The organism is Pseudoalteromonas sp. SR41-4 (assembly GCF_014163985.1).
GTDB lineage: Bacteria > Pseudomonadota > Gammaproteobacteria > Enterobacterales > Alteromonadaceae > Pseudoalteromonas > Pseudoalteromonas rhizosphaerae.
Map to the genome: position 1 here is coordinate 1 of NZ_JACJEI010000028.1, position 22,427 is coordinate 22,427.

A 22,427-nucleotide genomic window follows, 5' to 3' on the forward strand; every position below is an offset into this window, starting at 1 on the left:
GCCTGCTTCATAAACAAAGTGTAGCGTTGCGCCAGGGTATTTAGATTCAAACTGACGAACAAGCTTTTGAACGGCAATTTTGGAAGACGAAACTCGACCAAGGTGAACAGGTTGTGCACCTCTATGTTCTTCAATATAGGCGACTTCATTGAATTCTTTATGTGTATCAAGTCCGATAAAAAGTATGCTATGTTTGTTCATGTTAGCCTCTGCTGTTTAGTTATTTGACAAACTAATTATGGCTCTGGCTTTGAATTAAGCTAACCCACGAAAAGCGGAGGCTAACACCGTGTGGGAGTCATTATGTCTATATGTATTTTTGAGGTTGTACTATATGTCGTCGATTATAAGTAAAAAACTTCAAGAAGCATTAAAAGCTCAATTCAAAGCTTTTGGATTTAAAAAGAAAGGGGCTTCTTGGGCTTGTGCTGAGGGTGAATTAGCAAAGTGGTTCAACATCCAATGTTCTCGGAACAGCGGTTGTGTTTACTTTAATGTTGGTATCTATTTTCAAGCAACAAAAGAAGTAGACTACCCAAAAGAACTAGATTGCCATTTACGCTTTCGATTTGAGCAGCTGTTAAGTTCTGATGAAGAAATTAGAGATTTTTATAGGCTGTCTGATTTTGAGTCAGGCCTAAATACAGAAGCTAAAATTACAAGATTAACAAATCTTATAGCCTCTAAACTTATTCCATTTTTTAATCAGTATAATAGCGTTACTGATATTTTAAATTCTGACAAAATTAGGCCTCATATGTACTGGAATAACGGTAAAGAGATAGCAATTAAGCTTTGTGCTTAATACATATAACTACAAGGGCTTTAAATTTGACTCCAAAAGCGCTCATATTTTTTGCGGAGCAAAACCAAAGCCAGCTTTTTACGCAATTTAAGCGGGCGTTATATGCAAAATGAATGAATCTAGCATTTATGCCAAATTAGAGTTTTTAAGAGATCAATTTATCAATGGTAAATTGATGCCTTGCGTTGACATTAAATTAGAAATAGATGGTCAAATATTTACCCAAAATGTTTGGCTAGAGCCACATGAATTAGGTAATGTGGTAGTCGTTATGTTGGCAACTAACAAGCTCTTTATTTCTAATAAATATTGTTTAGGTTTAATCCAAGCAAATGACGGGACAAATGAGCTTTTAAGTAATGAACAACTATGGGAAATTGGCATCCCGTAAATTGCATATAACTATAAGCCAATCAAGCGGGACTAAAAATAGTTTGCTCGGTTTCGCTTCGCTACACATTTTAGCCAACCATTTTTTGCCTGTTAATTAGGTGTTATGTTTACAAGGAAAGTTATGTATAAATTATCTATTTTAGTATTTTGTCTAGCTATGGTCGGATGTGCTTCAACTTCATCCTCATATGATGGGATTGAAGGTAGCTCGTTTGAAAATGCAGTTGTTTTTCCTAATGCTAAAAGTAGCTTTGATGGTATACCAATGGAGAATCAATGGCTGCAAGAGAAGTATCCAAACTTTAAAAAAGTAAGTCAATCTATGCTCTCCAACGGCAATGATGTATACGATGCTATAACCATTGAAACATCAAATGGCGAAACTAAAGTGGTCTATTTCAAAATGACTAGTTGGTTTGGTATGTAAACATAACAATCCAATAAAGTCGGGACTGCTAACAGTTTGCTCGGTTCCACTTCGTTTCACATTTTAGCAAGCTATTATCAGCCCCTTATTGGGGCTTTAGGCATTAAGGAGTTGTCGTTGAATTCGAATATACCCAATTCGATTATTGGTGCAGTGTCTTCAGTTCTAGCTGCACATTATTATAGTCATTCAAAATTAGATGCTTTATTTATGGAGTCAGGTGCCCCTGGCGAAATACCTGAAGTTAATTGCGAAAAAAAATGCAGTTCATGGTTATAAAACCAAAGGGATCAAATCTTGACTTCAGACATCAAACTCATGCGGCAACCTTATTCAACCAAAGAAACCATATGGGGTCAAATCTTGACTTCAGACATCAAATTCACACGGCAAACTTATAAGCTGCTTTTAAAATGCCGGTGACTTACAAGCTAATTAATCTCTAAGTTAAATTAAGGAAAAGGATTTTTTGTATTAATTATAAAAGGCATTAAACGTATTTGGTTTTGGTTTACGCTAGTTGTATGCCCATTATTAATTATTTTAAAAACCAAAGGGGTCAAATCTTGACTTCAGACATCAAATTCATGCGGCAATTTTATAAGCTGTTTTTAAAATAAAATGCTGGTGGTTCACTGGCTAATTAATTACTGAGTTAAATTAAGGAAAAGGATTTTTTATGGAAGGTATTAATTATAAAAGGCATTAAACGTATTTGGTTTTGGTTTACGCTAGTTGTATGTCCATTTTTGATTATTTTAGGCATGGCTACCTTTGTACAGTTATTAGGGCAGTACATGTATTCTCTGCAATTTAGTTTTTCTTCGCTATCTAGCTTTCAAATAGCATTTATGTGTGGCGGAATTTGTGCTTTTTCTGTCTCTGATAAAACGGCTGTAAAATTAAAAATAATGAAATGGACGGAGATAGAGATGGCGAGCCCTGTGAGCGGCAGTTTGGAAATAAGTAGTTTTATATTGGGGTTATTGATAAACCAAAAATTTGGTTGAAGCCTGTTAGGTGGAATACGATTTTTGATAATACAGCTATAAATAGCTGGTGGAAAAAAGGCACGATAAGGTGCTTTAAGTTAAGCTATATTGAATTAACTGTTAAACACCATGGAGGATGTTATGTTTAAAATAATAATTGGTTGTGCTGTCATATTTTCGTTTGTTTGCATGTTACTCGCCGCTGCACCTTTTACGCCTGCGATATCAGGATCATTTATTATGCTGTTGTTTGCAGGAGCTATTGGTTACAAGGGCTACCTGCAATCAAGTTTAATACTGCTGTTAATTAATACGCTGGCGGTTATTGGTAGCCCAGCTACAGATATAGACAACACTGATGTATTACTGTTTTTACCAATATTATTTTTAATCTCATTTGGTGGTGTTTTATTAGGCGTAAGAAAGTTAACTTTAAAACACGTTTTGTAGACGAATGGCTTGCTGAGGTTTGAAGTAAAGCGTTTGTTATTAACCTATAAGGTGTAGCAGCGCTTTGCTCCCTTTGTGAAAAAAGCCTTTAAAGAGCTATTTGCACAAAGAAAAATGAAAGAGGAGCAAACGAGAAGAAAAATAGCCTTTCACATTGTTTGTTTCCTCTAACAGCAAAGCGTCTGTTATTTCTCCTTGTGAATAAAGCTCTTATGTTTAAACCTAATGTGGTATCAAATAGTTGTTACAAACTTAGAATCAAAGCGCTTCAAAAATGGCTGCAATGCCTTGCCCACCGCCAATACACATTGTGACTAGCCCATATTTGCCATTAATTCGTTTGAGTTCGTACAAGCATTTAGTTGATAAAATTGCGCCCGTTGCGCCAACAGGGTGGCCTAAGGCAATTGCACCGCCATTCGGGTTTACCTTATGGGCAGGAAAGTTTAATTCGTTTGCAACGCACAGAGCTTGTACTGCAAAGGCTTCGTTAGACTCAATTACATCCATATCATCAATGGTTAAGCCTGTTTTTTCAAATACGTGTTTTACCGCAGGAATTGGGCCGGTGCCCATTAACGAGGGATCAACGCCCGCTCTGGCATAACCTATTAATCGACCAAGAGGTTTTAAGCCTTGCTCATTCGCTTTTTGCTCAGACATGAGTACCAACATGGCTGCGCCATCGTTTATACCTGATGAGTTTGCTGCGGTAACTGTTCCATTTTTTTTAAAGTAGGGCTTTAATGTAGCGAGCTTATCGGTTGTGGTATCGGCTCGCACGTGTTCGTCAGTATCAAAAATATGGCTGCCACTTTTTGATTTGATTTCAATAGGGAGTATTTGCTGTTTAAAATGGCCTGCAGCAATTGCTTTTGCGGCTTTTTGGTGGCTTTTTGCTGCGTAAGCGTCTTGCTGGTCGCGGCTAATAGTGTATTTATCTGCAATGTTTTCAGCGGTTATTCCCATTGGGTTATTATCCCATGGGTCTTGTAATGTGGAGGTGAGTTCATCTTGCATGATGCTATTCCCCATTTTTTGCCCCCAGCGATTACTTTCGAGGGTATAAGCTGAGCTACTCATGCTTTCAGCTCCGCCAGCAAGGGCTGCATCTACATCACCTAATTGAATTTGTTGTGCGGCTTGTATAATGGCTTCAAGGCCAGAGCCACATAATCGGTTGAGAGTTACTGCGTGACTACTAATAGGTAACCCCGCATCTAGCCCAATGACTCTTGAAAGGTATGCGTCTTTAGGACCGTTATGAATTACTTTACCAACTACAGTTGAGCCAACTTGGTTGGGTGATAGCTTGGCTCTGGCTAGTGCTTCTTTCGCACATAGAGTGCCTAGCTCGGCGGGCGTGAAATGTTTAAGGCTACCACCAAAGCTGCCGATAGCGGTACGAACTGCGCTTAATATAACTACGCTATTGTTATTAAGTTTTGTCATTATTTTCTCTTCTTATTTTTAAACTTTATTCGCTTTGTTATAAATGAAGCTACTTAAGAACCAAAGGGATCTAAATTTTAGGTAATTCATCAAAACACAATTAAGCAATAAACAAAAGTAACAGCCGTATCCTGTTTGTTAATAAAGCCTATCAATTTATTTGAACATATAGATAAGTAATATGGCTTTTTCTAGATTTTGAAATAATTTATTTAGTTGGGCTCTAATTTTAACGATAACCCAATGTTTAATTTATAAATAATAAATAAGTAAGACACTCACCTTAATTTTTGCATTTTACAAAGCTAAATTCTAAGTTTTAATTAGTGTGAAAAATAATCATGGTGCCGCTACAAAGTATTACCACTGTGTTTCACGTTGTATTCGCCGAGCATTTTTATGTGGTGAAGACTGCTTTACAGGAAAGTCTTATGAACATCGCAGAGGGGGGGGGGAAGGCAAGTTACTTGCTTTAGTCGCAAAGACATTTTGTATTTATGTATGTGCTTACGCCGTAATGAATAACCAGCAAAATGTAGCAACGTTAACAACAGCGAAAAACTACTGGCCAGTACTTATACCCAGCTAAAACGTCAAATATTGCCCCAAGGCAAGGGCTTGCATGTCAGTAATTTTGGATTTGTAGAATAAAAGCTTCCCAAGATAATTGTAAATGTAATTTTGAATGAGTTTTAGGCGGTAAATTGATTTGATCTGAACTTATTTGATGCTATTTTTAAGTGATTTTAAAATGGGTGTGTCATTTTTACTTGTTACACCGCTTCGCGGCATCAAAATTGTCGTAAAACTCAGCGTTAGTTCTCAAGGATGAAAATTTTGAAAATAATTATAGTTTGCATTTTACTCGTATTGTTCGTGTTCTATTGGATTCGTCCACTGGCTAACCCTGACATTACAGAATATTATCCTCCAATCATATATTCTGATGAGACCTATTTTTCAATTACGATCCCTGTGGAAATTGATTTAAAGGATGGTAAGCGATCATTCACAGAGTTGTTTAATGCCTATGGTTTTAGCGGCAATGGCCCATCTATAGAGCAAGTTGTGAGAGCAAATACACATTTTGCATCTGTTCAATTTGATAGCGAAGGTGATGCATTTGTTATGTATACGTCAAATGAAGAGCAGTATTTGTCGATTTTAAATGAACTACGCTGTATGGAAGAAATTGCCTGTTTAAAAAAGTGGGTTAAAACCGCGCGATGGGTGTTGATTAAAGAGTGAGAGCAAATCGGATAGCCGGGGGTCTCTAACATCAAGCCCCAGACTGCTCATCATGCGCTTTTTATTAATAGCAAGTGCAATGGGCGGCTCATCTCCCATCATGAATATTGATCCAAATATCTCTCAATGACACTAAACCTTGTGACGCTAAATAGTCATTGCCTAGCGCAATGTTAATGCCTTTTGTTTTTGAGCTTTGACAAGAGCTTTCGCTTCCAAGCGCCTACTTTTGGTACTGGTGATACCACACTATATGGATATGGCGAGTCGATCACTAACCTTCAACTTGATTAAACTGCGTATCTAATTAGTGCGTACTATTTTTATAAAAACACCACTGTCGCCTGTAACACATTATTACTATACGGGGGATCCTGTGTTCTAAACCCACGGTTAGTCGATAAGCGTTGGAAGACTGCAAGTAAGTTACATCGACAGAATGAAGCTCAAAAAGACAGCTCAATAGGGCGATGAAAGCTTTTTATTTAAGGAATGGTAAAAGGTTAGGCTGTAATTGAGCCTGTTTGCTTGTAAGTAAACTGTGCAATATTACAGTTAAAAATGCATGAATAAATTGACCTTACTCGGAAAAACGAAAGTAATGCTTTCATTGCATTATGCGGCAACTTTATTGTCTTGTTCATAATATAGAAAAGCTACTTGCTTAAAACGTCAACCAAAAAAAAAGCTGCGCATTGCAATAATGCACTTTTTAGTGTGTTTGTTATTTAGGTTTTTTATCATGAGTTGTTTATTTGCATGATAAATTGAGAGCATGTTAGGGGACACAGTAAAATTACCAGATAAAAATCATGTTTAGTCTGAGATTATTAAAAGTGGGTGTCTATTTTATTGTTATGGTGGGTATTGCTAGTGGTTAATACTAGTCGTGTTAAGTTACTGACCATTTACAGTGATAACAAGGCAGGAATTTTGACATGTAGTTGTTCTCGGCAATTGCTCCTGCATTGCTCTACCTCCTGCATCCATGCAGTCGTACATAAAAAATCACTAACGCAGTCAGCACTTTATTTAGCCCGCTAGAATGGTTAAATATTTAAGTCGATTGGTATAAGGTATGGCTGAGTTATTCTCTTCACCCCCACCACTTTATGGTCGAATTAACGCGTTACGTTAATTTTCAATTTACCCCACAAAAAAAGCCAGCGATGCTGGCTTTTTTTGTGGGGTAAATTTGATAATGATAAACAGGAAAGTTATGAATTACCTGAACCTTGGGTAAGGGATTTATTATCCTAAGTTCAGATTAATTACAGCCTTTTTGAATTGGTTGTGTTGTGACATTTACGACGAAGTCATTGTAGTCTCTGTCGTTTTGATCTTCCCAATATTGCTTAGTACCACTGGCTTTATAGGCTGTTTTAAGATTGTTTGCATTACCGTTCACGGAAAGTACGTAAACGATTGAATCACTGGCTTTAACGTCGTAATAACCTGATGCTCCATGCTCATCTAACAATTTAATATATTGGTTATTAACCTTAATACCCCAATCATTATTATAACCAGAATTTTCAGAGATAAAAGAGTAACTGATCCGTGTGTAATTCTCGGCAATACACTGAGCATCATCATTTAAGATAGACGCTGGTAGAGAACTTGAACCAGTTACATTAAGCTGAGCAACGGCATTGACGGTAAAGGTTTTAGTTTCACTATAGTCATCGTTATCAATTGTTGGGATTGTAAATGAAGCAGTTGTTTCACCTGCCGCAATAGTAATGACTTGATCAGAGAAACTGTAGTCGCTACTTGTTGCTGTTCCTGCTGAAGTCGATACATAAATATCACTATCTTGTTCATAACTATTGCTTAGCTCTAGTTTATAAGATAATGCGCTACCTTCGTCTATTGAATCAACAATCGGTACAATAGTAAAGCTTGGAATATCTGACACGGTGCAAACTGGTGCATCGTAGCATGCAACTGATTCGTTAAAATTAGTTGCTAAATCATTTAAACGTACTGGAAAATCTGCAACATGGCAGGTATTACCAGTGTTTTTATTTACTTTGTACAACTCAGATTTATTAGAATGGCCTAGATCAGTTAAAATAGTTCGGCTTAATACAATATCACCTTGCTGGTTAAGTGCAGCGCCTGTGACAGTCGTTAAGTTGTGATCAGATAATTTTGTTGCCGTAAGTTCCTGCACATTCACAGTATATAAACTTGTACTGGTGACTAAGATTAATTCACCATTTTTAAATACCATGTCACCACGCCAGATACCTTGGTCATTTTCAAGGCCTGTAATATTTCCAAGTAAAGTTGTTTCGCTAGTTTCAGGATCGATCGCGTATAGCTTATCTTTATATGATCCAAGTAAGCGATTATTTTGTTGGTCATACACTAAACGATACATGTTACTTGTTCTGCCAACTTCAACATGTTCGTTTGTATCTAAATCAACATAGGCCAATTTGATGTACTTAAACTTACTGCCACTAATAGGTAGAGATTTGAGCTCTGTTGAATTAAAACCTAAGTGCTCAACATCTACTTGATATTCAATAGGGCGAGGTGCTGAGATGTAATACAAGCGATTTGTTTCCGGAATATGAGCAAGCGCTGAAGAGCTGTATTTAGCTCTAGAATGTGCTTGAGTTTGTTGTGTATATTCGTCTAGTTTAAATATAATACCGGTGTCACCGCGTCCAGCATTAATACCATAAAGTTGACCGTTACATTGGTTTGCATGCGCAACTTGCAAAGATGAAAGGATAGCAACAGACAGGGTTGTAATTTTTAGTGTTGTTTTCATTTAGAGTAGGCCTTTTAACGAGGATCCATTGTTACAGCTATAGTTAGTCTGAGGTAATTACAATTTGGTTTATAGCTGCCTATCCTTGTTCCCAAAATTGTATTGCTTAATTCCTATAAGCCGAGCGCATCCGTTATTAACCTCAAAGTATTGTACAATTATCCTAATGGTTGATTACAAAAGCAACATATCTTAACGAACGGTTGGCATTTATACACGAAATGCTGGCTAAATTGAGGTGTTTTATAATACTAAAGGCTTTATTTTGTATCTTTAACGGGGAATTTTAAGTTGTGGCTATTTTTGTTCACGAGCAAGCTGGTTAGGTAATAACTGTTCAATGATTTCACGTGCAGGTAACGTATAACGCACACCATCAAACATAACAGATGTAAATTCATTAATGCTAGTAATACCTGTAAGGGTCCAACCTTCACCGCGCTTTGGGCAATACACTGTGGTTGTAGGTTGTATTACTTTAAATTCGTCATTCATAATTAGCTCAGTTATTAACTTGTATGGCGGGTATCTTAAGGGAATAATAGCGGGCTTTAAAGCCGTAATTTAATTTTATTTATGAACAATGAGTTTGCACTAAGTCGAATCACATTAAAGCCAATTAAGCATAGGGACTGTAGTGCGTTGTGGGCTATTTTGTCTGAGCCGTTAGTTGCTCAGTTTAATGACTATGCAGTGCCACTTACGCGTGATGACGTAAAACAACTGATCCAAGATGATATTACTGGCATGTATGAAGGAAATACGCTGCGCTTTGGAATGTACTTATTAAATACGTCGACCTTGATTGGCTGCATTGGTTTATATGATATTGAAGAAGATACTGCTTGGTTAGGTTTTGAATTGTCTCCAAATTATTGGGGGAATGGGTATATGTCTGAAGCATTAGCATTCATGCTAACAAATATAACAGCCGTTGTTACGCAGTTAGGCAATGAGTTGAGTATTACTAATTTAAAGGCTAAAGTGGCGATAGAAAACACCCAAAGCCAGCAATTACTTCGCCGTTTTAAATTCACTCATGTAGCGAGTGAACAATGGGCGTATCAACTGTAAATCATACTTTGTTACATAACGGTAGTTTAATTAAAATACAGAAAGGGTATTGTTTTTAAAACAATCTTTACCTGAAAGCTGTGCTTCTATTAAAAAAACTTAATCGCACTGCAATCATAATTCTATTGAGTATAGCCGCCTTCATTGCATGCACTATTGTCATTTATAAATACAACGCGCATTACACGTCAAATTTTAAAGACATCACAATTTATTCGCAGGTATTGGATGAAAATAGGAAAGTGTTTATTCGTTTACCTAGCAATTTTGAGCCAAATAAACGCTACTCCTTGATCATTAGAACCGACGGTAACTTCAATCTTACGCAGTGGGATTCAGTGATGGCTGAGCTACCAGCGCAGCAGGATACAATTTTGGTATCGATCCCCAATCAATTTTGGACCTTTACTAGAAATCGAGATTTAGTCCCACCGTATGCACGCCAAGATGTGAATACCCAAGCAAGACCAGCAAGTGAAAATTCACCAGAATTATTTGGTCAAGCTGATCAATTTTTGGCTTTTATTGAAGGTGAGTTATTACCGTATTTAGAATCACATTATAAGCTAGATAATAATCGTGTTTTGTCGGGCTATTCAGCAGGAGGGAGTTTTGTTTTATACACTATGAGTACAAAGCCTTGGCTGTTTAACGGTTATTTTGCATTTAGTCCGGCTGCTTGGTACGACGATATGACCGTTGTAAAAGAGTTTGATCGATTCTTATCGCAACGATGCCTCAATACAGACGATAACATACCGCTGTCGCTCTATATAACAGTAGGAGGCGCCGAGCATCCTTTAATGTTAAGTGCCTTTGCTGGTCTTAATAATAGCCTTAACATATATGCTAATGATATTATTTGGAATAGCAGAATTAATGAAGGTTTAGAGCACAGGGAAAACCCGGTGCATAGTGTTAAGCAGGCACTCGATTTCTATAATTCATCAATAAACTAATATGCTTAACTAAATAATAAGACAGTAATAAACCACAAAAGAACACATCATACTATATTTGTTAATTAAGATAACTCTGCATAAAAAGTTATTTTCAACTAAAAGCTATCAAGAAGAATCATGAGCTTGATAAATCAAAGTTAGTAATTCGATTAAACGTATCACAAGAGTTATGCTTATTTGGCTATGGAGGGATCTTCATTGATACAACGACAACGTCTTAAATCAAAAAATATCAGTAAACAGTCGGTAATTGCAGCGAATTAGTAGGGGTTCAGAAGGTGAGTTTTATTTACACACTAACGACGTTTAATTTATCAATAGATAAGTTACAGAGTTTGCACTTAACCATAGAAAATCGCTATTACTTTAAGTTAAAGCTTAAATTTAATGCCCAAAGTGAAACACACCATGAAATAAGTTGTCGCTAAAGAATAGATATTTTGCTGGTGAGTTGACGTAGCATTTTTTCAGGTTCTGGCGCAGGTTCATTTAATCCTGAAATAATAGTCATAAAATAACAATCTAACATCACACTTGCTTTTATATCGTCAAACTCTTGCTGTTCATTGAACAGCCGTTTTTTAAACTCACTCATTTGCTGTTCAAAAAAAGCAGCTTGCCAAATCATATCGCTTATCAATATTTTACTAAATTCAATGTTATTACAATAAAATTCAAACAACGGTAGGGCATAATGACGTAACTTTAGCCTTGGTGCATGTTGGCGATCAGTTAAACTAGCCTGATGAATGATCGTATCTATTTGTTGCTGCATTCCTGCTTTTAGTAAGTCGATTTTATTTTCGAAATGACTAAACACAGTACCAACGGCCACATTAGCCGCTTTTGCAATTTCTCGTGTAGATGTATGAGCATAACCTTGCTCTAAGAATAACAGCCAAGCCGAGGTAAGAATTTTATTATAGGTTTGCGTTTTTTTATTCATTGTATATCAATTAATTATATTTAACTTGTGATAGTAAAGATGAAGTTACTTGAAAAAGTGACTGCGCTCAATTATATTTATGAGCGCGCTCATTTAAACAAGGAACTTATATGAACTTTATCAAACAAGTTATTGGTTACGGACTATTTATCCCATTTATTATTTTTTATTCTTACATGCTAGGACCATTACTTAAAGCAATTTTATTACCGGGGGGAATTTTAATGTTCTGGATAATTTTAGGACCTAAGGAAGGTTATTTGGCTTTGACAAAAGCGTTTGCAACTAAAGGTAAAGCAAAAAAGTGTGATCGCAGCGGGTGGTTAATATTAGCAAAACAGGCTGATTAAATAATCAGCCTGTCAGTGTTCTAGTTATAATGTGTAATGAAAACCAAATGCAATGCCATCATCTTCTGATAGACCCATTTGATATTCTTGCTCTTTATCGGCACTTGAAAAATCACTAAAGTCTTTACGTGCTTCAATATAAAAAATCGTATCTTCGTCGAATAGATAGTGAAAGCCAAGTACTGTAAATTGACGTTTAAAGTTGTCATTAGGATCGGCGTTAAAATTTGGCTGGATCACGTAATCTGTTCCAGCATCATAGAGGTTATATGCAATGAAGGTACGAATGTCATTATCAAACTTATAAGATAATAATGACTCTACCCCAATCGCGTCTTTGATCAGACGGCCTAAGTTATCGGTATCATGATTTTCATTTTTGTTGATATTTGCGGCAAAATAAAGGCCATCATTGTTGAAATTACCCCAAGTAACACCTGCGCCATAAATAAAATCATTAACAGACTGAATACGTCCTGCTGCGTAATTTACGGTTAGTTCACCGCGGTTAAACCCGGCAGTAAGTTTTAAGTCGTCGCTTACAGAATAGGTAACGGCTGCCCCATAGGTTGAATTAAATTCTACTTGTTGAGCAAGATCACTGCCACTTTCCCACAATGTCTGGCAAGCAGCTTCTGAAATGGCTTCAATATCGCAGGTATAAAAATCATTATTTTTAAATTGCACTTGAGTTGCAATACTAAAATCACCAAACGTATTACGATACTGCAATAACTTATCACCGCGCCCGGTGCCATTAATTGCACCATCGTCTTTGTTGTAGGTGTAAACACCGGCTGCATTACCATCCCAAACTAGGCTATAGTTAGTACTATAAACTACGTCGTACCAAGCCCCCCATTGTTTACCTATTGTCACTTGGCCATATTTTTCATGCGCTATACCTATATAACCAAGTCGGTTATATAAAAATTCATCTTGAATAGATTCAAAGCGGTTGTTATAGATGATATCGCTACTGCCAACAGGGTTTACACCCCATTCTAATAAGGCTAAAGCTGACCACTGATCTTTTAGTTTGCGGCTAAAATCAAAGCTAATCCGTGATGCACCATTAACTATTTCAGTTTGCCCTTGTGTGTGGATTATTCTGGCGTCAATAAAACCACCGATGGTTAAATTGTTTTTTCCGTCATCATAAACTTCAACAGCGTTTACGCTCGGTGCCATCAAAGCGCTTGCGATAATGACCCCAATTAATTTTCTATTCATTTGATATTGCCTTGTGTGCTATCTATCATTGTCCTTTGGTCGCGCAGACTAACAAAGCTAAATTAATGGCTAAAGTGAAAAAATATCATTAAAAAATGATAGAGGAAATTTGAATTGTTAATTTCTGTTCCTTTTTTGTCCGGCGACAAAATGCGAGCACAATAAATTGATCCAAATTAGCTTATTTTAATGCGTTGCAGCTATAGCTCACAAAGCTAATAATTCATGGAAAAATAGGCCTATTTGGTTTACACTCCAGCCAATTTTATTTCTTTGATTTTCCCCGTTGGAGGGTAGCGCTATCATCAGTACAGCTAACATCACCATGCAATTTGGTGCTAAACCGTTATTTGAGAATATTTCAGCTAAATTTGGCGAAGGTAACCGTTATGGTTTAATTGGCGCAAATGGCTGTGGTAAATCAACATTTATGAAAATCTTAAGTGGGGAATTGGAACCGTCAGCTGGTAATGTAAGTACTGATCCAAATGAACGTGTTGCTAAACTAAACCAAGACCAGTTCGCTTACGAAGAATATTCAGTTATTGATACTGTAATAATGGGCCACAAAGAGCTGTGGGCGATTAAACAAGAGCGTGATCGTATCTATAGCTTGCCTGAAATGAGTGAAGAGGATGGCATGAAGGTTGCCGATCTTGAAACTGAGTTTGCTGAAATGGATGGCTATTCTGCAGAATCTAAAGCCGGCGAGCTACTAATGGGCGTAGGTATTGCAACTGATCAGCATTACGGTCCGATGTCAGAGATTGCTCCTGGTTTTAAACTGCGAGTGCTTCTTGCGCAAGTGTTATTTTCAGATCCAGATATCATGCTACTCGATGAGCCAACTAATAACTTGGATATTTATACTATCAAGTGGCTTGAAGATGTACTGAATCAACGTGATTGCACAATGATCATCATTTCCCATGACCGTCATTTCTTAAACTCTGTATGTACGCATATGGCTGATATTGACTATGGTGAATTGCGTATTTACCCAGGTAACTATGACGAATATATGTTTGCAGCAACGCAAGCTCGTGAACGCTTATTAAGTGAAAATGCCAAGAAGAAAAATCAAATTGCCGAGCTACAACAGTTTGTTTCGCGCTTTTCAGCTAATGCATCTAAAGCAAAGCAAGCAACATCTCGTGCCAAGCGAATTGACAAGATTCAATTAGATGAAGTTAAAGCATCGTCACGTCAAACACCGTTCATTCGTTTTGAGCAAGAAAAACAGTTATTCCGTAATGCCCTTGAATTAACAAACTTAGGCCAAGGTTTTGACGATATGCTGTTCACTGGCCTTGAAGGCTTAGTTGAAGTAGGCGAGCGTATCGCTATCATCGGTGAAAATGGGGTTGGTAAAACAACACTGTTAAATACTTTAGCAGGTCGTTTGGCACCGAAGCAAGGCGAGTTTAAATGGTCTGAAAACCACAATATCGGTTATTATGCGCAAGATCATGCTGATGAATTTGCCACCGATATGAACTTATTCCAGTGGATGGAGCAATGGCAGCAAGAAGGCGATGATGAACAAGTTGTTCGCAGTTTCTTAGGCCGTATGTTGTTCTCACAAAATGATATTAAAAAGTCTGTAAAAGTAATATCTGGTGGTGAGCAAGGCCGCATGTTATTTGGTAAGATTATGATGCATAAACCAAATATCCTATTAATGGATGAGCCAACGAACCACATGGATATGGAGTCAATAGAAGCATTAAACCTTGCGCTAGAAGCATATGAAGGTACGTTGATGTTTGTATCTCACGACCGTCAATTTGTATCCTCAGTTGCAACCCGTATTTGGGAAATCAAAGACGGCAAAATAATTGATTTCAGAGGTACTTACTCTGAATATTTAGCCAGTAAAGAAGGCTAAAGCTCAATTTACATACTGATCAAAAAGCCATGCTAGTCATGGCTTTTTTGTTACTCGATATTCGCAATTTAACAATTAATACGTGTATAATGACCGCCTTTAATGCGGACATAAGTCCGCTATAGGTATTAAAACCATTACTGAGGAGTATTTATGACTGTTGGCATTATTATGGGTTCCAAGTCAGATTGGCCAACTATGGAACATGCGGCGATCATGCTAGATAAATTTGGCATCGCTTACGAAACTAAAGTTGTATCGGCTCATCGTACTCCTCAACTACTCGCTGATTACGCAAGTTCAGCAGCAGAACGTGGTATTAAGGTAATTATTGCCGGTGCCGGTGGTGCAGCGCATTTACCAGGTATGGCCGCTGCTTTCACATCGTTACCAGTATTAGGTGTGCCGGTTAAGTCTAAAACGTTAAATGGCATTGATTCATTGCTGTCGATTTGCCAAATGCCAAAAGGTGTTGCAGTAGGTACATTAGCAATTGGTGAAGCTGGTGCTGCAAATGCAGGATTATTAGCTGCACAGATTTTAGGTTGTCAGCAACCGGAGATATTTGCCAAAGTTGAAGCGTTCCGTAAAGAACAAACCGAAACTATTTTAGCTAACCCAAATCCAGCAGAGTAATATGACTATTTTAATTTTAGGAGCCGGCCAATTAGCACGTATGATGTGTTTAGCTGGTGCGCCATTGAATTTAAATGTGGTTGCGTATGATGTTGGTAGTAAAAAAATTGTTCACCCATTAACTGGGCAAATCTATACTACAACGTTAGAGCAAGCAATTGTAGACGCTCATGCGATCACCGCTGAGTTTGAGCATATTCCTGATGATGTGCTAACGCTATGCTGTGCAAGCAAGAAGTTTTATCCGGGTAAAGCCGCGATTAAAACGGGTGGCGATCGCGCCCTAGAAAAAGCATTACTAAGTAAAACCGCAGTTAAGTGCGCACCATATCAGTTGATCACTGAAAAAGCCCATTTAGAACAAGCCGTTGCTAGCTTGGGTAAGCCATTAGTTATCAAAACCTGTCAAGCCGGTTACGATGGGAAAGGCCAGTGGCGTTTAAAATCAGATGATCAAATTGAGCAGATATGGTCACAAATGGCTGATTTTATTGCCTCCGGTACTGAATCCGCGCCACACACTATTATTGCCGAACAAATGATCCCATTTGATCGTGAAGTATCAATCATTGGTGTTCGCGATAAAAGTGGTAATACCGCTATTTACCCACTTACTGAAAACCAGCATACCAATGGTGTTTTAACCTTATCTATCGCCGGTAAAGAAAAATCTGTGATTCAACAACAAGCCGAAGATGCATTTAATAAATTGGCTAATGAGCTTGATTACGTTGGTGTATTGGCGATTGAGTTTTTCGATGTGGCAGGGCAGTTATTGGTCAATGAAATTGCTCCTCGGGTTCATAATTCTGGTCATTGGACCCAACAAGGCGCGCATTGCAGTCAATTTGAAAATCATATGCGTGCAGTCTCTGGGCTGCCATTAGGTAGCACACAATTGCAGCGTGTTACGGCAATGGTGAATGTGCTCGGACAAGCCGCGATTCCTCAGCAAGTACTAAGCATTGCTGAGGTTACGAGTCATTGGTATGGTAAAACAGCAAAGCCTGGTCGTAAAATGGGCCATATTAATGTATCTGCTGCGAACCTTCATGAGTTAGGTGAACGCTTAGCACAATTGTCGGAGTATCTTCCGGAGGAAGATTATCCCGGCGTATTAGCGGCCAGCACCGCGTTGATTTTAAATTAACTAAAAAAGCCGAGTTTATCTCGGCTTTTTACTTGAGGAATGGTTTTATGATTAGCGCTAAATACAGAACCGTGGTATTCGCTTTTTTCATGGCATTATTTATGTCTGGTTTTATGTCATTGGTAATTTCAATTTTTAATGTTGGTTTAATTGATAACATAGTTTCTATTTGGCTAGCGGCGTGGGCTTTTGCATTTTGTGTCGCATTTCCTACCGTAATTCTTGTAGCGCCAGTTGTGCATAAGCTCACTACAAAGATTGTGCGCTCGTAACGAAGGGATTATTTTGTCTGTGTCTGATCGGATTAAAAAGCCTCTATACTTGCTTTTTTTTGGCCTGTGTATCACCCCTTGGATTGGTGGTGGTAGTGCCCTAATTTGTGGCGCGATGTTTGCTATTTTGCTCGGTAATCCATTTGCAGAGCTATCCCAAAAGGCGAGTAAATGGATGCTCAAAGCCGCGGTGGTTGGCTTAGGTTTTGCTGTTGATTTTAATCAGGTGATTGAAGTTGGTCGCAGTTCGCTGGTACTGACCATAGTCAGTATTACAGCGATCATTGGTCTTGGTGAAATTTTAACGCAAGTCTTTAAATTAAATCGTAACACAGGTGTATTAATATCATTCGGTACGGCCATTTGTGGAGGCAGTGCGATTGCAGCGATGGCGCCTGTAATTAAAGCTAAAGATCACGAAGTAGCGATTGCACTTGGTGTAGTGTTTTTATTAAACGGTGTCGGTTTGCTACTATTTCCAACCATTGGTCATTACTTTAGTTTAAGCCAACACCAATTTGGTTTATGGGCAGCGTTAGCTATTCATGATACAAGCAGTGTAGTAGGGGCCTCAGCAGCTTATGGAGCTGTGGCACTAAGTATTGCTACAACAGTTAAGCTCACACGTGCGATGTGGATCATTCCCTACACTACGATTGCAGGTGTCTTTTGGCGCTCAGAAGAAAAGGCCAGCATTCCTTTATTTATTGTTGGTTTTTTAGCTGCTGCATTGATCAATACGTATTTGCCTCAATTTACGGATCTCTGGCAGCTGATCAACACCGTAGCAAAACAACTATTGGTAATGACTTTATTCTTAATTGGCAGTGGCTTATCACTGGCTGTATTAAAACAAGCAGGACTAAAGCCCTTTATAATGGCAATTATTTTATGGATAGTCGTAAGTAGTGTCATTTTGTTATTAATTTTAGATGGATATATCGTATGAAGAAGCAGTTTTCTATCGCCACATTAGCGTGCCTATTAATCAGTGGTTTTTCTAACTCAGCATTGGCCGCATCATCTTTACGTGTAGCCACGTTTAATGTGAGCATGGATGCAACAAATTATGCTGAAAATGATAAGGACGTTGATCCTAATGGCCTGGTAAATGCGTTACAAACAAATCATCCACAAATCAAAAATATTGCCGAGATCATTCAACGTATTCGCCCTGACATTTTATTATTAAATGAATTTGATTATGTCAGCAAAGCGCAAGGCATTGATTATTTTAAAACGCACTACCTTGCTAAAAGCCAAAATAAACAGCCCGCTATAGATTATCCGTACAGCTATGTTGGCCCAGTAAACACAGGTTTGAAAACGCCATTTGATCTAGATAATGACGGCCAAGCAACTGGTATTAAAGGGGATGCATTTGGTTTTGGCTTTTTTGAAGGCCATTATGGTATGGCCGTCTTATCTCGCTACCCAATTGATTTTGATAAAATTCGTACCTTACAAACCTTTAAATACAAAGATATGCCAAATGCTAAAATGCCAATTGATCCAACTACAGGTGAAAATTGGTATAACAACGAAGAGTGGCAAGCTTTGAGGCTCAGCTCAAAATCGTTTTGGGATATTCCGGTTACTGTAAAAGGTAAAACGCTGCACGTTATTGCATCGCACCCAACGCCTCCTGTATTTGATGGTGCTGAAGATAGAAACGGCTTACGTAATCATGATGAAGTACGTTTGATTAAAGATTATATCGCCAGCGCAGATTACCTCTATGACGATCATGGTGTCAAAGGCGGGTTAGCTGAAAAATCACGATTTGTTATAGTCGGAGATTTAAATGCGGCTCCTGAAGGAGATAAAAAACGCCCAGATACAACGGATCAACTTTTAAAAAACTCATTAATAAATAGTCAATTTACACCAACTAGTAAGGGCGCTAAAACCACTTACAGTGAAAAATATGCTGCGGCTTACACAGCTTACTGGCAAGCTCGTGCAGATTATGTTTTGCCTTCAACTTATGGCATTGAAGTCCATGACGGTGGGGTATTTTGGCCAACTAAAAGTAGCGAGTTATACCGGTTAATTAAAGATCGTAATGCATCGTCAGATCATCGCATGGTGTGGTTAGATATTTCTATAAAGTAACTTGGTTATTAAACAGCAAAGTTTGGCTGTTTGTCTGAAATAATTGCTATTACATAGGCGCTTCTGCTTAAATTGGGGGAATTACAATAACCTTACAGAAGCCCTATGATTTTTAAATCTTCTACTCAAAAAACCTTAATTGCACTTGCCGTAGCATCCAGCGTTATGTTGTCAGGTTGTCAATCAACCGCATCTACCCCTAAAGAGCAACCACAACCAACTGTTGCCAGCGTTGTTGTAACACCTGCAGATACAGGTAGCAGCGCGATCACACTTGAGCAAGCAATGGCTCATCCTGATTGGTTAGGCCGCCAAGCAGAGCGTGCGTTTTGGGCTGCTGATTCAAAAACAGTTGTCTATGCGCAAAAACAACAAGGTAATGAGCTTCGAGACTTATTTACACAAGCTGTTGATAGCCAAGCGGCAAGCCAAGTAGCGTTAAATAAGTTGCATACATTAGGGGCTGGTGATGCTGTTTATTCAGTGGATCGTACACAGCAAGCCTATGTATTTGAAGGTAATATATTTGTAAAGAACATCAATACAGGTGCAATTACACAAATTACTCACGACAGTGCTAAACAATCTAAACCACAATTTTTAACTGATGGTAATTTAGCTTATCGTCAAGGAAACACTTTTTATAAAGTAGATTTGGCAACGGGACTGCAAGCTGAGCTTGTAAATCTTCATTTGAGCGATGCACCAAAAGGAGTTACAGAGCCTGAAACTTACATCGCTAAAGAACAGCATAAACTGATTGATTACATTGCGCTGACTCATAAAAATAAAAAAGATAAACAAGCGCGCAAAGAGCAACTCAACCAGCAAAATAGTTCAATTGCCGATGCTCAGTTTTACTTAGGTAAAGGCAATGAGTTAGCCGATGTGCAGTTATCACCAAATGGTAAAGCATTAATTGCTGTTGTCACTGAGGCCAAACCTTGGCGAGATGAAGCCGACATCATGCCAAACTATATTGCTGATGATGCACGGGTAAAAGCTGAAAAAGTACGTCGTCGTGTTGCTGATGAAAAACCACAAACCTCGCAAGTTATCTACATAGATTTAACTGAGCAAACGCAAACAGCACTCGCATTTGATACCTTACCTGGTTTTGATGAAGATGTATTAGCGGCAGTTAAAAAAGAAAACTATGCCCGTGACGGCAAAACATATGAATCTAAAAAAGAACTTCGTGCTATCAACCTAATGATGGATTGGGGATGGGATCAAAGTGCTATCGTCTGGAACAAAGCCGGCACGCAAGTCGCGATTATGCTTGAAGCATGGGATAACAAAGACCGTTGGTTAGCTACTGTTGATGCTGAAAATTCCAAACTTGTTTCACAACACCGTTTACACGATGATGCATGGGTTAACTATGCTTATAACGATTTTGGCTGGTTAAATAATTCAGATACCTTGTATTATTTATCTGAAGAAACTGGCTATAGCCACCTATATAAAAAACCACTCAATGGTAAAGCAACACAACTTACCAAAGGTCAGTTTGTCGTATCGAACCTCACACTAACAGATGACGACAGTGCAATTTATTACAAAGCCAATGTTGAGCATCCTGGTCTATATGAGATCTACCGCGTTGATCCACAAACGGCAAAATCAGAGCAAGTAACCAACTTAGACGGTATGACCGACTATAAATTAAGCCCTGATCAAAGCAAATTATTGTTAACACATTCCAAAATCATGGCTCCACCAGAGTTATATGTTGCTGATGCAAAAGCGAATACAACTGCAACGCAGCTAACTCATACAGTATCGAGTGAATTTTTAGCAAAACAATTAATTGCGCCTAAAATTGTTGCGGTACCGTCAAGTCATACTGAACAACCGGTATACGCTAAAGTATATTACCCAGCAGACTATGTAGAAGGTGAGAGCGGCAAAAACCGCAAAGCGATCATTTTTAACCATGGTGCAGGTTATCTACAAAACTCACACATGGGTTGGTCAGGTTACTTCCGCGAATTTATGTTTCATTCATTACTAGCCTCTGAAGGTTATGTAGTGATGGACATGGATTATCGTGCATCAAAAGGTTATGGACGTGATTGGCGTACGGCGATTTACCGTCAAATGGGTACCCCAGAAATTGAAGATTTAGCCGATGGTGTTAAATGGATGGCTGAAAATGCCAATGTTGATACCGGTGCTGTGGGTACATATGGCGGCTCTTATGGTGGCTTTATGACCTTTATGGCGTTATTTACTCAGCCTGATTTATTTCAAGCCGGGGCTGCGCTTCGTCCAGTTACCGATTGGGCACACTATAATGGTCCATACACATCAAACATTTTAAATCACCCAGATGTTGATCCAATTGCGTATGAAAAAAGTTCGCCTATATATTATGCGCAGGGACTTAAAAACCGCTTATTGATCAACGCCCCTATGGTTGATAATAATGTGTTTTTCCAAGACTCAGTACGCTTAGTACAGCGTTTAATTGAGCTTGAAAAAGAAAACTTTGAAACGGCTATATTTCCAGTCGAACCACATGGTTTTGTACAGCCTTCTAGTTGGTTAGATGAATACCGTCGTATTCATAAACTATTTAAAGAAAGTTTATAAGCACTTAAATGTTAGACAACGCCAAGCTTATGCTTGGCGTTTTTTTATATAATTGATCAGCAGTGGCGTTGCGAGTACTATTCCGCCAATTGCACCTATTAAGTGAGCATCAACAGCAACCCGAGAGTCAATTAATTTACTCACTTCAGCACTGGGGCCATGAAATTGTTCATAAGCAATTTTAAGCCAAATACCGATAAACAATAAACCGCCGCTTTTCATGCCAACTTCAATATCTTTGATTGCCCCCCACACAATTACACCATGCAGTAGTGCACTCAATCCGGTGTAAATGTGAATCTCAGGACAAAAAAAGTAAACACCAATACCGCACCAAGCAGCCAAAAATAAGGTGTGCAATGCATATTGCGTCGGTTTTGTATGCTCAGCATGTAACGCCCATATCAGTACGATACCGGCACAATTTAATGCTAAGTGCGCCCAGTTAGCATGCACATATTGGCTCGTGATCAAACGCCATACTTGGCCTTGGTCAATGAGCTGGCGATTAAACTCTAAAACATCATTTAAATTAAACGCTGCAAATAGGGCGCTTAATGCCATTAAACACAGCGGGGGTAAAATATATCGGGGTTGAAGTGGTAAATTGACCATTTTATTCTTATTTTTACAGCAAAATTTTGCATATTG

22 protein-coding genes and 2 pseudogenes are annotated in these 22,427 nt (G+C 38.3%); 17 read left to right on the top strand and 7 right to left on the bottom strand.

All coding sequences use genetic code 11. From position 1 onward, the window contains the following. A pseudogene (locus H5180_RS18320) lies at positions 1–201 on the bottom strand (IS110 family transposase); the annotation flags it as partial. A 133-nt stretch (positions 202–334) separates the two neighbouring features. Here H5180_RS18320 and H5180_RS18325 point away from each other — a divergent pair. The 5 genes from H5180_RS18325 (at position 335) to H5180_RS18345 (ending at position 3,067) form a co-directional block, all read left to right on the top strand. Continuing rightward, a complete protein-coding gene (locus H5180_RS18325; protein ID WP_182732087.1) occupies positions 335–805 on the top strand; it encodes a DUF4304 domain-containing protein in 471 nt (156 codons plus the stop codon). A 109-nt stretch (positions 806–914) separates the two neighbouring features. Further along, on the top strand, positions 915–1,196 hold the full coding sequence (locus H5180_RS18330) for a hypothetical protein (RefSeq protein WP_145233317.1): 282 nt from the start codon (positions 915–917) through the stop codon (positions 1,194–1,196). A 123-nt stretch (positions 1,197–1,319) separates the two neighbouring features. Continuing rightward, positions 1,320–1,625, top strand: coding sequence for a hypothetical protein (locus tag H5180_RS18335; RefSeq protein ID WP_182732086.1), 306 nt, complete (start codon positions 1,320–1,322; stop codon positions 1,623–1,625). 117 nt (positions 1,626–1,742) lie between these two features. Then, a complete protein-coding gene (locus H5180_RS18340) occupies positions 1,743–1,904 on the top strand; it encodes a hypothetical protein (RefSeq protein WP_182732099.1) in 162 nt (53 codons plus the stop codon). An 854-nt stretch (positions 1,905–2,758) separates the two neighbouring features. After that, complete coding sequence (locus H5180_RS18345; RefSeq protein ID WP_182758787.1) at positions 2,759–3,067, top strand: DUF6419 family natural product biosynthesis protein; 309 nt, start codon at positions 2,759–2,761, stop codon at positions 3,065–3,067. 258 nt (positions 3,068–3,325) lie between these two features. Here the strand turns inward: H5180_RS18345 and bktB are convergent, their stop codons facing one another. Then, the gene (gene bktB / locus H5180_RS18350) at positions 3,326–4,519 is read right to left on the bottom strand and encodes a beta-ketothiolase BktB (RefSeq protein ID WP_182758788.1); all 1,194 of its coding nucleotides are present in this window, start codon (positions 4,517–4,519) and stop codon (positions 3,326–3,328) included. A gap of 322 nt (positions 4,520–4,841) precedes the next feature. Here bktB and H5180_RS18355 point away from each other — a divergent pair. After that, a pseudogene (locus H5180_RS18355) lies at positions 4,842–5,057 on the top strand (hypothetical protein); the annotation flags it as partial. A gap of 338 nt (positions 5,058–5,395) precedes the next feature. Continuing rightward, entirely contained in the window at positions 5,396–5,767 is a 372-nt protein-coding gene (locus H5180_RS18360) for a hypothetical protein (protein ID WP_182758789.1), read from the top strand. Between the two features lie 1,267 nt (positions 5,768–7,034). Here H5180_RS18360 and H5180_RS18365 read toward each other — a convergent pair. Beyond that, positions 7,035–8,552, bottom strand: a complete 1,518-nt coding sequence (locus tag H5180_RS18365) for a Calx-beta domain-containing protein (RefSeq protein WP_182758790.1) — start codon at positions 8,550–8,552, stop codon at positions 7,035–7,037. Positions 8,553–8,849: 297 nt separating this feature from the next. Beyond that, a complete protein-coding gene (locus H5180_RS18370; RefSeq protein ID WP_145233335.1) occupies positions 8,850–9,047 on the bottom strand; it encodes a hypothetical protein in 198 nt (65 codons plus the stop codon). 81 nt (positions 9,048–9,128) lie between these two features. On the opposite strand from H5180_RS18370, the gene H5180_RS18375 reads away from it, so the two are divergent. Together H5180_RS18375 and H5180_RS18380 are read left to right on the top strand one after the other, a co-directional pair. Continuing rightward, on the top strand, positions 9,129–9,626 hold the full coding sequence (locus H5180_RS18375; RefSeq protein WP_182758791.1) for a GNAT family N-acetyltransferase: 498 nt from the start codon (positions 9,129–9,131) through the stop codon (positions 9,624–9,626). An 80-nt stretch (positions 9,627–9,706) separates the two neighbouring features. Continuing rightward, positions 9,707–10,585: an alpha/beta hydrolase gene (locus tag H5180_RS18380; RefSeq protein WP_182732080.1), complete on the top strand. Its 879-nt coding sequence runs from the start codon at positions 9,707–9,709 to the stop codon at positions 10,583–10,585. A 427-nt stretch (positions 10,586–11,012) separates the two neighbouring features. Here H5180_RS18380 and H5180_RS18385 read toward each other — a convergent pair whose 3' ends face one another. Continuing rightward, positions 11,013–11,534 (bottom strand): TetR/AcrR family transcriptional regulator, encoded by a 522-nt coding sequence (locus tag H5180_RS18385; RefSeq protein WP_149981170.1) that lies wholly within the window; start codon positions 11,532–11,534, stop codon positions 11,013–11,015. Between the two features lie 110 nt (positions 11,535–11,644). Between H5180_RS18385 and H5180_RS18390 the strand changes: the two genes are divergently transcribed. Continuing rightward, positions 11,645–11,884, top strand: a complete 240-nt coding sequence (locus H5180_RS18390; protein WP_182758792.1) for a hypothetical protein — start codon at positions 11,645–11,647, stop codon at positions 11,882–11,884. Positions 11,885–11,908: 24 nt separating this feature from the next. On the opposite strand, the gene H5180_RS18395 is transcribed toward H5180_RS18390, so the two are convergent. Then, positions 11,909–13,117 (bottom strand): porin, encoded by a 1,209-nt coding sequence (locus H5180_RS18395; protein WP_182732078.1) that lies wholly within the window; start codon positions 13,115–13,117, stop codon positions 11,909–11,911. 301 nt (positions 13,118–13,418) lie between these two features. On the opposite strand from H5180_RS18395, the gene H5180_RS18400 reads away from it, so the two are divergent. The 7 genes from H5180_RS18400 (at position 13,419) to H5180_RS18430 (ending at position 21,776) form a co-directional block, all read left to right on the top strand. After that, a complete protein-coding gene (locus H5180_RS18400) occupies positions 13,419–15,005 on the top strand; it encodes an ABC-F family ATPase (RefSeq protein WP_145233417.1) in 1,587 nt (528 codons plus the stop codon). A 153-nt stretch (positions 15,006–15,158) separates the two neighbouring features. Further along, positions 15,159–15,641: a 5-(carboxyamino)imidazole ribonucleotide mutase gene (gene purE / locus H5180_RS18405; RefSeq protein WP_145233343.1), complete on the top strand. Its 483-nt coding sequence runs from the start codon at positions 15,159–15,161 to the stop codon at positions 15,639–15,641. 1 nt (position 15,642) lies between these two features. Next, positions 15,643–16,791, top strand: coding sequence for a 5-(carboxyamino)imidazole ribonucleotide synthase (locus H5180_RS18410; RefSeq protein ID WP_182735528.1), 1,149 nt, complete (start codon positions 15,643–15,645; stop codon positions 16,789–16,791). A 47-nt stretch (positions 16,792–16,838) separates the two neighbouring features. Continuing rightward, a complete protein-coding gene (locus H5180_RS18415) occupies positions 16,839–17,063 on the top strand; it encodes a DUF2798 domain-containing protein (RefSeq protein ID WP_145233348.1) in 225 nt (74 codons plus the stop codon). A gap of 13 nt (positions 17,064–17,076) precedes the next feature. Next, positions 17,077–18,012, top strand: a complete 936-nt coding sequence (locus tag H5180_RS18420) for a putative sulfate exporter family transporter (protein ID WP_182758793.1) — start codon at positions 17,077–17,079, stop codon at positions 18,010–18,012. Further along, positions 18,009–19,178: an endonuclease/exonuclease/phosphatase family protein gene (locus H5180_RS18425; protein WP_145233350.1), complete on the top strand. Its 1,170-nt coding sequence runs from the start codon at positions 18,009–18,011 to the stop codon at positions 19,176–19,178. Before H5180_RS18420 ends, H5180_RS18425 begins: the two co-directional genes overlap by 4 nt. 105 nt (positions 19,179–19,283) lie before the next feature. Then, a complete protein-coding gene (locus H5180_RS18430; protein WP_182735527.1) occupies positions 19,284–21,776 on the top strand; it encodes a prolyl oligopeptidase family serine peptidase in 2,493 nt (830 codons plus the stop codon). A 27-nt stretch (positions 21,777–21,803) separates the two neighbouring features. Here the strand turns inward: H5180_RS18430 and rrtA are convergent, their stop codons facing one another. Continuing rightward, positions 21,804–22,391: a rhombosortase gene (gene rrtA, locus H5180_RS18435; RefSeq protein WP_182758794.1), complete on the bottom strand. Its 588-nt coding sequence runs from the start codon at positions 22,389–22,391 to the stop codon at positions 21,804–21,806. Between the last annotated feature and the right edge of the window lie 36 nt (positions 22,392–22,427).

Excerpts from the sequence above, each read along its gene's own strand:
- H5180_RS18330 (WP_145233317.1), top strand. The coding sequence starts at position 915 with ATGAATGAATCTAGCATTTATGCCAAATTAGAGTTTTTAAGAGATCAA.
- purE (WP_145233343.1), top strand. The coding sequence starts at position 15,159 with ATGACTGTTGGCATTATTATGGGTTCCAAGTCAGATTGGCCAACTATG.
- rrtA (WP_182758794.1), bottom strand. The coding sequence starts at position 22,391 with ATGGTCAATTTACCACTTCAACCCCGATATATTTTACCCCCGCTGTGT.
- H5180_RS18335 (WP_182732086.1), top strand. The coding sequence starts at position 1,320 with ATGTATAAATTATCTATTTTAGTATTTTGTCTAGCTATGGTCGGATGT.
- H5180_RS18410 (WP_182735528.1), top strand. The coding sequence starts at position 15,643 with ATGACTATTTTAATTTTAGGAGCCGGCCAATTAGCACGTATGATGTGT.
- bktB (WP_182758788.1), bottom strand. The coding sequence starts at position 4,519 with ATGACAAAACTTAATAACAATAGCGTAGTTATATTAAGCGCAGTTCGT.
- H5180_RS18395 (WP_182732078.1), bottom strand. The coding sequence starts at position 13,117 with ATGAATAGAAAATTAATTGGGGTCATTATCGCAAGCGCTTTGATGGCA.
- H5180_RS18325 (WP_182732087.1), top strand. The coding sequence starts at position 335 with ATGTCGTCGATTATAAGTAAAAAACTTCAAGAAGCATTAAAAGCTCAA.
- H5180_RS18345 (WP_182758787.1), top strand. The coding sequence starts at position 2,759 with ATGTTTAAAATAATAATTGGTTGTGCTGTCATATTTTCGTTTGTTTGC.
- H5180_RS18390 (WP_182758792.1), top strand. The coding sequence starts at position 11,645 with ATGAACTTTATCAAACAAGTTATTGGTTACGGACTATTTATCCCATTT.
- H5180_RS18430 (WP_182735527.1), top strand. The coding sequence starts at position 19,284 with ATGATTTTTAAATCTTCTACTCAAAAAACCTTAATTGCACTTGCCGTA.
- H5180_RS18370 (WP_145233335.1), bottom strand. The coding sequence starts at position 9,047 with ATGAATGACGAATTTAAAGTAATACAACCTACAACCACAGTGTATTGC.
- H5180_RS18365 (WP_182758790.1), bottom strand. The coding sequence starts at position 8,552 with ATGAAAACAACACTAAAAATTACAACCCTGTCTGTTGCTATCCTTTCA.
- H5180_RS18415 (WP_145233348.1), top strand. The coding sequence starts at position 16,839 with ATGATTAGCGCTAAATACAGAACCGTGGTATTCGCTTTTTTCATGGCA.
- H5180_RS18425 (WP_145233350.1), top strand. The coding sequence starts at position 18,009 with ATGAAGAAGCAGTTTTCTATCGCCACATTAGCGTGCCTATTAATCAGT.
- H5180_RS18385 (WP_149981170.1), bottom strand. The coding sequence starts at position 11,534 with ATGAATAAAAAAACGCAAACCTATAATAAAATTCTTACCTCGGCTTGG.
- H5180_RS18375 (WP_182758791.1), top strand. The coding sequence starts at position 9,129 with ATGAACAATGAGTTTGCACTAAGTCGAATCACATTAAAGCCAATTAAG.